Source organism: Arthrobacter sp. YN (assembly GCF_002224285.1).
Classification (GTDB): domain Bacteria; phylum Actinomycetota; class Actinomycetes; order Actinomycetales; family Micrococcaceae; genus Arthrobacter.
Genome location: NZ_CP022436.1, coordinates 4,008,385 through 4,020,304, shown reverse-complemented (window position 1 = coordinate 4,020,304; position 11,920 = coordinate 4,008,385). Strand labels below are relative to the sequence as shown.

Genomic DNA, 11,920 nt, shown 5'->3' with positions numbered 1-11,920 from the left:
AGCAAAGCGGTCCACGCGGCGTAGCGAAAGCTGCGGCGCAGAGCACCCCCAGCAGTGCCCGGCAGGCGGATGGACGCCTGCCGGGCACTTCGTGGCCTCTCCGGACAGCAGCACCGGAACAGGCAGAACAAAGGACACACCGTGGCGGAAACAGTACGGATGACCACCTTGGTAGAGCAGGGCATGGCACTGGTGGGGGAGCGGAACGACCTTCGACGACGCTTGGAAAACACCCGCAACCGCCTCCAGGATCCCAGCGTTCGCGTGATCGTGGTGGGCGAGTTCAAGCAAGGCAAGAGCCAACTGATCAATGCTCTGGTAAATGCACCCGTCTGCCCTGTCGATGACGACATTGCCACCACTGTGCCGACGGTGGTACGGCAGGGGGATCCGGCGTCGGCCGTTGTCCTGGTTCCCGCTGCGGATGGTGGCACGCCGGAAGGCACTCGTGTGGAACTCGAGAGCGACGGCCACGAACGAACGCTTGAACGCCGGCCCGTGCAGTTGGACCACCTTGCTGACTACGTCTCCGAAAAAGGCAATCCGGGCAACACGAAGAACATCGTGGCGGCGGAAGTTGTCCTGCCGAGGAAACTGCTGGCGGGCGGACTGACAGTAGTGGATTCACCGGGGGTGGGTGGGCTGGGGTCAACGCACACACTGACCACCTTGACGGCTCTTCCGTCAGCGCATGCCATGGTGTTCGTCTCCGATGCGTCCCAGGAATACACCGAACCGGAGATGCGGTTCCTGCGCCAAGCCATGCGCATAAGCCCCAATGTGGTGTGCGTGCTGTCCAAGACCGACCTCTATCCGAGCTGGCGGCAGATTGAGGACCTCGACCGGAAACACCTGGTCGAGGTGGGTCCGGACATACCCCTGTTCCCCGTCTCTTCGGAGCTGCGCCTCCAGGCCGCGCGTCTGCAGGACACGGAACTGAACGCCGAATCAGGGTTTCCTGCGCTGATCCACCACCTGAGGAACAACATTGTGGGGGAGGCCGCCAGAATTCAACGTCGGTCCGTTGGCCATGATGTCTTGTCCGTGGCGGAAAACCTGAGGCTCGCCCTGCAGTCGGAGCTTGGTGCCCTGGAGAACCCAGAGGGCACGCCGCAGATGATCGCAGGCCTCAACGCGGCCAAGGAGGACGCGGACTCGCTGCGCAAACGGTCGGCGCGCTGGCAGATCACCCTCAACGATGGCATCGGGGACCTCATCGCAGATATGGAGTACGACCTGAAGGACAGGTTGCGCCGTATCCAACGCGAAGCGGAAATCGCCATTGACCAGGGGGATCCCGGCCCCGCCTGGGAGCAGTTCACCCAGTGGCTGGAACAGAGCACCGCTGCTGCGGTGTCGGATACCTTCGTCTGGACCAGCGAACGGGCCCAGTGGCTGGCCACCCAGGTGGCGGATCACTTTTCCGAGGACGAGGTAGCCCTGCCGGCGTTGAAGGTGGCCGATACGGGCGGCGTGCTGGACCCCGTGGCCGACATCCAGGAAATGGACAACGGGCGCCTCGGTCCCCTGCAAAAGGTGCTGATCGGGATGCGCGGATCCTACGGCGGCGTGCTGATGTTCGGCCTCCTGACTGGCATCTTTGGGATGGCCCTCATCAACCCGCTCTCTGTCGGCGCCGGCCTCCTGCTGGGACGCAAAGCCTTCCGGGAGGACAAGGCGGCCCGGCTCAAGCAGCGGCAAGCCGAAGCCAAGATCCTGGTCAGGAAGCACGTGGACGATGTTGTGTTCCAAGTCGGAAAACAGCTGAGGGACAGGCTGCGGCTGGTCCAGCGGGCCACCCGGGACCACTTCACGGAGATCGCCGAGGAGCACCACCGCTCCCTGACGGAATCCGTGGCGGCCGCCCAAAAAGCTGCCGCAACCTACGCCGTGGAACGGGACATGAGGATCAAGGAGATCCGGGGCCAGCTGAAGGCCGTGGACACCGTGGCCAGGGAAGCACAGCAGTTGCTTGACGCTCCGTCCACGGAAAACCAGCCCAAACCCTCAACCGTCCCGGCCGGCTGATGGAACCGGGAATTGCCGGAGCCGCGGACCTGCTCCGGCACGCACGGGAAGTCTTCCGCGATGACGCCGCCGCGCTCGCGGTGGTGGACGAGTTGGACAGCCGGTTGGAAGGACCGTTGCGCATCGCAGTAGCCGGGATGGTCAAGGCCGGGAAATCAACACTCCTCAACGCGATCATTGGCGAGGAAATCGCGCCCACTGACGCCGGTGAGTGCACCCGTGTGGTCACGTGGTACCAATACGGACACACTCCGAAAATCACGGTGTACCCGTTCAGGGGCGGACCTCAAAACCTCCCCGTGACCCGTGCGGACGGCCGCCTGGTCTTGTCCTTGGGAGATATCCCGGCCGGGGATGTGGAGCGTCTGGTGGTGGACTGGCCATCAGCCAGCCTGCGCAATCTCACCTTGATCGATACTCCCGGCATAGCCTCGTTGTCCGAGGATGTTTCCGGGAGATCGGCGGCATTCCTGCTGCCGGAAGACGAACCCACGGCAGCGGACGCCGTCATCTATCTCATGCGGCACCTGCACGCCTCCGATGTCCGGTTCCTCGAGTCCTTCAAGGACACTGCCGCCGGACGATCCGGTACTGTCAACGCCTTGGCTGTCCTGTCCCGGGCCGATGAGATCGGCGCCGGAAGGATCGACTCCCTGATTTCCGCAGCAGTCATCGCCGACAGATACAGCCGGGACCAGAACCTTAGACCCCTGGCCTTGGGTGTGGTGCCCGTGGCCGGGCTGCTGGCACAGAGCTCACGGACCATGCGCCAGGCGGACTATGAAGCCATGGTGATGTTGGCGCAGATGGACCGGAACCAGCGGGAACGAATGATGCTGTCCGCAGACCGTTTTGTCCGTCTCGAGGACCCGCAAGGCCTCCACCCGGCCACCAAAGCATCGCTGGTGCAAAGGTTTGGCCTGTTCGGGATCCGGTTGGGTGTTGCCCTGATCCGGGGCGGGACCACTGATCCCACCGAGCTGGCCCATGAACTGGCACGTCGCAGCGGGCTGGGTACCTTGCTGGACGCCATCAGCTATCTCTTCCAGACCCGTGCCGACGCACTCAAGGCGCGTGCCGTCGTCGTGGGCGTGGAGTCATTGGTCCGCGGCGCTGCCCGGGAGCGGGCGGCGCCGCTGGAAGCGGCGTTGGAACGGCTCCAGACTGGCGCTCATGAGTTCCGGGAGCTCAAGCTCCTCGCCGCGTTGCGAACAGGTGGCGTGGGACTGGGTGAGGAGCAGGAAGCTGAAGCAGAACGGCTGGTGGGTGGCCGTGGCAGCACTCCCGCGTTGAGGTTGGGGGTGGACCCTGAGGCGGTTCCCGGGCAGATCAGCGAGGCTGCCCGGAGTTGCTTGAGCCGTTGGCGGCTGATCGCGGAAAATCCCTTGACCGAGCCGTCGGCACTGGAAGCCTGCCGGGTGGTCATGCGAAGTTGCGAAGGGATGCTGGCCGCTATGCCGGCCGTTCGCTGAGTCGCTCGCTGAACTTTTCGCTCAGGAGCCAGACAGTAGTTGAGGGGAAAAACAACAGGATCAGCCCCGCCGCGGCAAGGATGAACTGGGACGCCAGCAAAACCGTGGGCAAAACGCCGTCCACCCCGGGAGCCACCACAAAGTCGGCCGTGATCACTGTCACCACCGCGTGCAGGAGGACCAAGGGCGCCAACGTCCACCGTGCCCAGACGCGACGTTTGAAAAGCACCGCCAGCAGGACCGCTTCCATGGCTACCACCAGCGCGATCATGGCGAGGCTGCCCAGAAATACGACGGCGGTGGACCCCTCGACAGCTTGGGCGTCACCGTCGGGAACCATGCCTCCGATGACGCCTTTCAGGCGTTCGAAGTGGGCGTCACGGCCAAGGAAGCCAAAGACGACGACGGCGATTCCCGCCACAAAGCTGGCAACCCACAGAGAGCGGGAGAGCCGTGCGGTGCCCGGTGGCACTATGGCCGCGGTAATGGGAGGCGGCACTGACAGGGACATGCCCGGACGGGGTGGTGGTGCGGGACGCGCTGTTGGCCCAATGACTGATGGTGTGGTGGAAGGTAACTGCCGTGAACCATCAGCTTGCTGGGCCATGTTTGCCTACTTCAGCTCGTCGGTGTCATGGGGGTCCGGCTCACTGCGCTTGGTGTCGCCGGGTTTGAAGCCGTTGCCTGTTGCCTCACCGGAACCATCGGAGGGCTTGTCGCCGAGCTCGCGTTCCTTGGCTTCAAGGTCTGCCTTGAGCTTCTTCAGGCGGTCATCCTCGGCCTGGTTGCGACGGCGGGTTTCCAGGTTACGGAGGAATTCGGGGTCATCGTCCGGAGCAGTGGGATAGCGGCGGACCGGCTTTGCCGTGGGCTTGCCATAGGGCCGGCCGAAGATGAACCAGAGGATGGCGCCCAAGAGCGGCAGAACAATCATCACGATGATCCACGCGGGTTTGGAAATACCGCGTGTCTGGTGGCTGTCCGTGCGGATGACGTCCACCAGGGCATAGACGAAGATGACCAGAACAATGACGACGCCTACAACCCGGAGCATGCACCAAGTCTAGTCGCCGGAAGCCCATCACTGGACGTCCTCTACCGGCTGTGACCAGAGTGCAACCATCCGGCCCGCTAAACTTGGATGGTGGCTTTCCTGAAGTATTCCCTCATTCGCCTGGCGCTGTTCGTGCCGTTGTTCGTCCTCTTCGCCTTTTTGGGGGTTGGCTGGATCCTGGCGGTCATCTTCGCCGGGCTGATCGCGTTCGCCATCAGCTACCTCTTCTTCCAGAAACAGCGCGACGCCGCCACTGCAGCCATGCGCGAACGTTTCTCCGGGCGGGCCAAGCCCATCCGTACTGCCGGCGAAGTTGAGGACGCCGCCGTCGAGGACGGCTTGGTGGAGAAAAACCCGGACATCGCCGTCAACAACGACAAACGCCCGGGTTCCGTCTAGGAGTTTTTGTACAGCTAACGCCCCCAAGAAGCCTTCTTGGGGGCGTTAGCTGTACAAAAACTTAGAAGCCGCGGCTCAGGACCAGGCCCAGCGAGAACAGCAGGCTGTACCCGAGGTTGATCATGCCGGTCTGCTTGAGCACGGGAATGAGGCTCTTGCGCTTCTTCCCATTGACCATCAGCCACGCGGGCATCAAGCACGCAGGGATCAGCAGCAGGACGATCAGCATCCACGGCTTGGTGGGCGCCAGCACAATAACCAGCAGGATGGCGACGGCCAGCATCAACACGTAGCTTTCACGGGCGTGCCGGTCCCCGAGACGCACTGCCAGGGTCCGCTTTCCAGCGGCTGTATCCGTGGGGATGTCCCTGACGTTGTTGGCCATCAGCAGGGCGCAGGCGATGAGGCCTGTACCAATCGCGCCGATCACCGCGGCCAGGCTGACTTGGCCGGCCTGGGTATAGGTGGTGCCGAGGGTGGCAACGAGCCCGAAGAATACGAACACGAAGACGTCGCCCAAGCCCATGTAGCCGTAGGGATTCTTGCCGCCCGTGTAGCCCCAGGCTGCCAGGACGCAGCCGATACCCACCAGGATCAGCCACCACGTTTGGGTGATGATCACCAGGATCAGGCCGCAAATCATCGCGGCGCCGAACAGCCCGAACGCGGCCCACTTCACTTGTTCCGGCAGCGCAGCGCCGGAGCCGACAAGACGCAGGGGACCTACCCGGTCCTCATCGGTGCCGCGGATGCCATCGGAGTAGTCATTGGCGTAGTTCACGCCGATTTGGAGCAGGAGCGCCACGAGCGCAGCCAGGATCGCGTTCGGCAGCCGGAACGCTTGGAGCTCGTACGCCGCTGCCGAACCGATCAGGACGGGCGCGATGGCCGCGGGCAGTGTGCGGAGCCGGGCTCCTTGGATCCATTGTGCAGCTGTCGCCACGTGTAGTACCTCGTGTATTTCGCGGTTGATCTAGAGTCAGTTTCGGGAGGAAGAACGTGTCTATTGTCCCTGATGCAGTTCGGAAAGCCGTTCAATCATGGCCAGCCTGTCCGGTTTCCCGTTGGGCAGCATGAGCAATTCCTTATCAGCGAACACCGTTTTCGGGGCCAGGACTCCAAGCGCAGCCTCGCGCCGGGACGTGAAGCCCTTGATGCCTTCGGGGCTGGGATCGGTCACTGCTACGAAAGCTGCCACGGCTTGGCCCCACTCGCGCGACGGGACACCGGTGACGAAAGCCGCAGTGACGCCGTCGAGCTCTTCCAGCTTGCCCTGGATGTAGGCGGCGGAGGCTTTGACGCCGCCGGTGATGATGACATCGTCCGCCCGGCCCAGCACGGTGAGCTTGCCGTCGTCGTCCAGCTCGCCGAGGTCCCCGGTGACGTACCAGCGGACGCCGTCCTCCTCGAAGAAGGCAGCTTTCGACGCGCGTGCGGCGTCCAGGTAGCCCGCGGCCACGGTGTCGCCACCGAGCAGGATGCGGCCTTCCAGCCCGCCCTCGCCGATGCGGACCTCGACGCCGTCCAGCGGCTCGCCGTCGTACACGCACCCGCCGCAGGTCTCGGCCGAGCCGTAGGTGGTGACCACCTTGAGTCCCTCCGCGTGGGCGGAGGCGAGGAGATCAGGCGACGCCGGAGCGCCGCCCAGCAGGATCGCGTTGAAGCGGCGCAGTACGGCCAGGGTTTCCGGCGCGGGGGAGTCCAGGAGCCGCTGCAGCTGCGTGGGAACCAGGGAGGTGAAACGGATCTTGTCCGTGAGTTCCTCGGCCGCCGCGGTGAAGGCCTCGGGCGTGAAGCCATTCGACTGGTCCATGACCCATGGCCGGGTGCCTGCGTACAGCGAGCGGACCAGGACCTGCACTCCGGCCACATACTGCAGCGGGAGCGCGAGCAACCACTGGCCCTCACCGCGCAGGGCCATGGCGGTGGACACGGACGAGGCCGCGAGGGCGTCGATGGTCAGGACGGTTGCCTTGGGCGTGCCCGTGGAACCGGAAGTGCGGACCACCACAGCAGCATCCTCGACGCCGGTCTCCACCGGGATCGCCTGTGGCCCGCCGTGGTTGCCAGTGACGATTTCGACGGCGGGGCCCTCGCCGTGGAGGGCAGCCATCAGTGCTTTGAGTACGGGATCGATGTCCACAGGGGAGTCCTAGAAGTAGTAGGGGAAGCTGGACCAGTCGGGGTCGCGTTTCTGGAGGAACGCTTCCTTGCCCTCCACGGCTTCGTCCGTCATGTAGGCCAGGCGGGTGGCTTCGCCGGCGAAGACCTGCTGTCCTGCCAGGCCGTCGTCGGCCAGGTTGAAGGCAAATTTGAGCATGCGGATGGCCTGCGGGGACTGGCGGGCGATGTCCGCGGCGTACTCCAGGGCCACTTCCTCCAGGCGTGCGTGGTCCACAGCTTCGTTGACGGCACCCATGCGAACCATGTCGTCGGCCGAATATTCGCGGGCAAGGAAGAAGATTTCCCGCGCGGCTTTCTGCCCGATCTGGCGGGCCAGCAGCGCAGAGCCGTATCCGGCGTCGAAACTTCCCACCGTGGCGTCCGTCTGCTTGAACTTGCCGTGCTCACGGGAGGCGATGGTGAGGTCGCTGACCACATGCAGTGAGTGGCCGCCGCCTGCCGCCCACCCATTCACGACGGCGATGACCACCTTGGGCATGGTCCGCATCAGCCGCTGTACTTCCAGGATGTGGAGCCTGCCGGCGCGGGCGGGGTCGATAAATTCAGCGGAATCACCCGCAGCGCCTTCTACCTGGTACCGGTAACCGTCCCTGCCGCGGATCCGTTGGTCTCCACCCGAGCAGAACGAGTGCCCGCCGTCCTTCTCTGATGGTCCGTTGCCGGTGAGCAGCACCGTGGCGACGTCAGGGGTCATGCGCGCGTGATCCATGGCGCGGTAAAGCTCGTCCACCGTTCCCGGGCGGAAGGCGTTGCGGACTTCGGGGCGGTTGAACGCGATCCGGACCGTGGGGAGGTCCTTGACTGTGCCGTCCGCTGAACGCTCTACCTGCCGGTGGTAGGTCATGTCCTTGAAGTCGTCGAAGCCGGAAACAGTGCGCCAGCGTGAGGGGTCAAAGACGTCGGAAACCTTGGCAGGGAGTTGGTTGTTCACAGTCCGAGTCTAGTAATGGCCTTAGCTGATGCAGAACTCGTTGCCCTCGGGGTCTGCCATGGTGTGCCACTCGTGCGGTCCCTGACTGGCGGTCCAGAGGTGTTTTGCTCCGCGGGCCTCCAACTGTTTCCGCACCTCATCCTTGTCCCGGCCGTCAAGGCGGACATCCCAGTGCACGCGGTTCTTGACGGTCTTTTCGTTGGCATCGGTCTGGAACAGGATGCGCCGGCCGGACTTGGGGTCCGTGTCCTCGGCAGGTACGATCGCGCATCCCTCGGCCCAGACCAGCTTGCCGTTGTGCGTGATGGTCTGATCCTCTGTGGCGTAGCCCTGCTCAATCATCGACCGGATGAACGCCTCGTCCTGTGGTTCCACGCTCCACTCGAGGGTCTCGGCCCACCAGTCGGCGAGGTCATGCGGCTTCTTGCAATCGACTACTACCTGGATGTTCAGTGTCATGCTCACCACGTTATTCGCGACGCCGGATGGCTGGTAGGTCTTTGCGGTCATGTTTGGTCCGGGTTCCAAGAGGCCTGCAGGTCACGGCCCCTTGGGTCTTCTCCAACGTTAGAGATGTGCATACATCACCTTGACATATTGTCATGACATAGATCACAGTGGGTGCAGGAAAGGCTTTTCCTACCAAGGCAGCGTGGCCCCCGCGCCACGTCCTACTTCCGCAGTCAGGCCTCCGTGGACTGGCAGCCCCGTGAGAAAAGGACAGAGCATTGTCAGAGCAGACACGCATCTCCAGCATCAGCCGCAGGCAATTCGGATTGACGGCATTTGGCCTCTCCGCCCTCGCCGTCGGGCTTTCTGCCTGTAGTGGTGGCGGCACCTCCGCTGAGGGCGGCGCCAAGACCCTCCAATTGGTCCTTTCCGGGGACACCAACCAGGGCGGCGCTTTCGCCGCGGCCGCCGCGAAATACAAGGAAGCCACCGGGATCACCATCGAGGTAGTCGACGTCCCCACCGCGGACATCACTACCAAGCTCAAGAATGCGGCAACCGCCAACGATCTTCTGGCGCTGGCCCGGGTGACGGGCCTGGACCCCCTCTGGGTCAACCAACTCCAGGACCTCAGCGAGATCGCCAAGGCTCGGAACATCGATGGGAAGTTCCTGCAGACGGCCCCCGACGGAACGCTCCCGGCCATCCCGTCAGACCTCACCGCAGTGGGCCTGTTTGTGAACAAGAGCCTCTTCGACAAAGCCGGAGTGGCCTACCCCACCGCTATCGGGAACAGCTGGACCTGGGACGAGTTCGTAGCAGCCGTGAACCAGGTCCGCGAGAAGGCCGGGGCCAAATACGGCATGGTGATGGACCGTTCAGGCCACCGCTTGCGCGCCATGATGTACGAGTTCGGCAGCGACGCCTTTGCAAAGAATGGCGACAAGTACGCCGCGGATGAGAAGGCCGTGGAGACCTTGGAGTACTTCCAGAAAATTAACGACGACGCCACGATGCCCAAGTCAGTGTGGCTCAGCGGCGAAGACGGCAACGCCATGTTCAAGAGCGGGCAGGTAGCTGCCTACTACTCCGGCAGCTGGCAGGTGGCCGACTTCAACAAGAACATCAAGGACTTTGAGTGGCTGTCCGTGCCGCTGCCCAAGAAGGAAGTCAACGCCACCAACCTCGGCGGCGGCTTCATGGTGGCCTTCAAGGACACGGGCGCGGACGAAGAAGCCAAAAAGTTCATCGATTGGTTCTATGACGACGCCAACTACACCGAGTTCGCCAAGCTGGGCGGCTATCTGCCGGTGAAGGAAAGCCTCAAGGTGGAGTATCCGTACCAGCAGGCCTCCTTTGAGCTCTACCAGCAGCAGATTGCCGGGAACCAGGCCAAGGGCGACAACGCCATCAAGCGCGTCGTGGCCGAAGCCTACGCCGAGACCCCCTTCTCCGGAGACCCCTTGAGGGAGGAAACCGTGAAGATGTTGGGCGGCAGCCAGGATGCCAAGACCACGGTGGAGAACATCGTGAAGCTCTACAACGGCGCCTAGGCCATGGCCAATTCAACGCTCAGTCCGGCAGTGAGGCCGGAACAGCCCGGCTCACCGGCGGTGCGCAGCAAGTCCCAGCAACGGCGGCGCAACCGCTATGTCATCGCGCCACTGATCCTCATCGGCGTCAACGTGGTGTTGTTCCTGGTGTTCTTTGTATGGCCAGGTGCCCTGGGGTTGATCTATTCGTTCACGGATTACCGCGGCGTGGGCAAGCTGAACTTCATCGGTCTGGCCAACTTCCAAAAGCTCTTCGCTGACAGCACCTTCTACGCGGCCCTGACCCGGACGTTCCTGTACACGGTTCTTTCGGTGCCATTGGTTTACGTCTCATCCCTGGGTATCGCCTCGCTGCTGGTCAGCAAAGCCACAAGGGGGCGGACAGCGGCCAAGGTGATCATTTTCCTGCCGTGGCTGATCTCGCCGATCGTGGTGGGTGTCATCTGGAAATGGATGTTCGGCCAGGACTTCGGCTTCGTCAACTTCGTCATCACCACCCTGGGCGGCGGCCCTGTGCCGTGGTCCAGCAACGGCAACCTTGCCTTGATGGTGGTCATTTTCGCCTCGGCCTGGGGCGGTACGGCCTTCAACATGCTGCTGTTCATCGCAGCCCTGAAGAACATCCCCGAGGGACTCCTGGAGGCGGCCGAACTGGATGGTGCCAACGCCTGGCAGCGGTTCCGGCATGTAATCCTGCCCGGCATCGCGCCGACGTCGTTCATGGTGATCCTGCTCTCCACCATCCACGCGATGAAGGAGTTCGCCATGATCCAGGCGCTCACCAACGGCGGACCGGGAACGGAGAACACGTTGATCGTCCAGTACATCTACAAGACCGGCTTCGAACAATCCAAGGTGGGCTACGCGAGCGCGGCCTCCATGGTGCTGATGGTGGTCCTGTTGGCTATCGCGCTCATCCAGCTGCGCTTCAACAAGAAGAAGGGCTGAATCATGGCTACAGCTACCAAAATGCCTCCTGCTGCAGGAGCCAAACCCCCGGGCAAGACCCGCCAGGGCCGTGCCAAGCGGAAGAACCTGTCCGCTCCCCTGACGGGCGTGCTCTGGGTTATCGTGGCCATCTACGCGCTGCCGTTGCTGTGGTTCCTCCTCAGCTCGTTCAAGCCCGGAAGCGAGCTTTTCAGCTATCCGCTGTCCATGATTCCGCGGGAGTGGACGTTCCAGGGGTTTGTGGATGCCTGGGCACGGGTGGATTTTGCCCGGTACTTCCTGAACACGGCCACGGTGTCGCTGGTCACCACAGTCCTCACGGTGTTCTTCAGCGCGTGCACCGGCTATGCGCTGGCCAAGTACAACAACAAGGGAACGCGGCTGTTCTTCGTGTGCATCCTGGCTACCACCATGCTGCCCACCGAAGTGATCCTGAACCCCACGTTCTCGGTGATTCGTGACCTGGGGCTGTACAACTCCCTGGCAGGCATCATAGTGCCCTCCGTGCTGACAGCCACGGGTGTGTTCATGTTCCGCCAGTTCTTCCTGACGGTCCCGGACGACCTCCTGCATTCGGCCAGGATCGACGGCGCCAGCGAACTGGCCATCTTCTTCCGGATCATGCTCCCGCTGTCCAAGCCCATCCTGTTCACGCTGGCCATTTTCTCTTTCCAGTGGCGGTGGAACGACTACATCTGGCCACTGATCGTGCTGAACGATCCCAAGTGGTACACCCTGCAGGTGGCACTTCGCAGCATTGTGGGCGCAGAAAATATCGACTGGCCCGTGCTGCTGGGCGCCTCCGTGATTTCCATCCTTCCGCTGGTGCTGGTGTTCGCGGTGTTCCAGAAATACGTACTCAACGCTGACGTCAGCGCAGGACTGAAGGATTAGGGGCTCG

At 63.1% G+C, this 11,920-nt stretch carries 12 protein-coding genes; 6 read left to right on the top strand and 6 right to left on the bottom strand.

Annotation, left to right across the window (positions count from 1 at the left end; translation table 11 throughout):
* Window positions 1-141 precede the first annotated feature (141 nt).
* Together CGK93_RS18410 and CGK93_RS18405 are read left to right on the top strand one after the other, a co-directional pair.
* Complete coding sequence (locus tag CGK93_RS18410; protein ID WP_232481391.1) at window positions 142-2,028, top strand: dynamin family protein; 1,887 nt, start codon at window positions 142-144, stop codon at window positions 2,026-2,028.
* A complete protein-coding gene (locus CGK93_RS18405) occupies window positions 2,025-3,500 on the top strand; it encodes a dynamin family protein (protein ID WP_089596064.1) in 1,476 nt (491 codons plus the stop codon). Before CGK93_RS18410 ends, CGK93_RS18405 begins: the two co-directional genes overlap by 4 nt.
* Here CGK93_RS18405 and CGK93_RS18400 read toward each other — a convergent pair.
* Window positions 3,481-4,107 (bottom strand): hypothetical protein, encoded by a 627-nt coding sequence (locus CGK93_RS18400; protein WP_089596063.1) that lies wholly within the window; start codon window positions 4,105-4,107, stop codon window positions 3,481-3,483. The genes CGK93_RS18405 and CGK93_RS18400 overlap by 20 nt on opposite strands.
* A gap of 6 nt (window positions 4,108-4,113) precedes the next feature.
* On the bottom strand, window positions 4,114-4,554 hold the full coding sequence (locus CGK93_RS18395; protein WP_089596062.1) for a PLD nuclease N-terminal domain-containing protein: 441 nt from the start codon (window positions 4,552-4,554) through the stop codon (window positions 4,114-4,116).
* Window positions 4,555-4,641: 87 nt separating this feature from the next.
* On the opposite strand from CGK93_RS18395, the gene CGK93_RS18390 reads away from it, so the two are divergent.
* Window positions 4,642-4,953 carry a DUF4229 domain-containing protein gene (locus CGK93_RS18390; RefSeq protein ID WP_089596061.1) on the top strand — a complete coding sequence of 104 codons (312 nt, stop codon included), beginning with the start codon at window positions 4,642-4,644 and terminating at the stop codon, window positions 4,951-4,953.
* Between the two features lie 61 nt (window positions 4,954-5,014).
* On the opposite strand, the gene CGK93_RS18385 is transcribed toward CGK93_RS18390, so the two are convergent.
* From CGK93_RS18385 to CGK93_RS18370, 4 genes are read right to left on the bottom strand one after another with little or no spacing between them, the layout of a single operon-like run.
* Window positions 5,015-5,896: a 1,4-dihydroxy-2-naphthoate polyprenyltransferase gene (locus tag CGK93_RS18385; protein ID WP_089596060.1), complete on the bottom strand. Its 882-nt coding sequence runs from the start codon at window positions 5,894-5,896 to the stop codon at window positions 5,015-5,017.
* A 60-nt stretch (window positions 5,897-5,956) separates the two neighbouring features.
* The gene (locus tag CGK93_RS18380; protein ID WP_089596059.1) at window positions 5,957-7,096 is read right to left on the bottom strand and encodes an AMP-binding protein; all 1,140 of its coding nucleotides are present in this window, start codon (window positions 7,094-7,096) and stop codon (window positions 5,957-5,959) included.
* A 9-nt stretch (window positions 7,097-7,105) separates the two neighbouring features.
* A complete protein-coding gene (locus CGK93_RS18375; RefSeq protein WP_089596058.1) occupies window positions 7,106-8,068 on the bottom strand; it encodes a 1,4-dihydroxy-2-naphthoyl-CoA synthase in 963 nt (320 codons plus the stop codon).
* Window positions 8,069-8,089: 21 nt separating this feature from the next.
* The gene (locus CGK93_RS18370) at window positions 8,090-8,527 is read right to left on the bottom strand and encodes a VOC family protein (RefSeq protein ID WP_089597577.1); all 438 of its coding nucleotides are present in this window, start codon (window positions 8,525-8,527) and stop codon (window positions 8,090-8,092) included.
* 269 nt (window positions 8,528-8,796) lie between these two features.
* Here CGK93_RS18370 and CGK93_RS18365 point away from each other — a divergent pair, with 269 nt between their 5' ends.
* From CGK93_RS18365 to CGK93_RS18355, 3 genes are read left to right on the top strand one after another with little or no spacing between them, the layout of a single operon-like run.
* Window positions 8,797-10,071: an ABC transporter substrate-binding protein gene (locus CGK93_RS18365; protein ID WP_089596057.1), complete on the top strand. Its 1,275-nt coding sequence runs from the start codon at window positions 8,797-8,799 to the stop codon at window positions 10,069-10,071.
* A 3-nt stretch (window positions 10,072-10,074) separates the two neighbouring features.
* Entirely contained in the window at window positions 10,075-11,019 is a 945-nt protein-coding gene (locus CGK93_RS18360) for a carbohydrate ABC transporter permease (protein WP_089596056.1), read from the top strand.
* Window positions 11,020-11,022: 3 nt separating this feature from the next.
* Complete coding sequence (locus CGK93_RS18355; protein WP_232481389.1) at window positions 11,023-11,913, top strand: carbohydrate ABC transporter permease; 891 nt, start codon at window positions 11,023-11,025, stop codon at window positions 11,911-11,913.
* The last annotated feature ends 7 nt before the right edge of the window (window positions 11,914-11,920 follow it).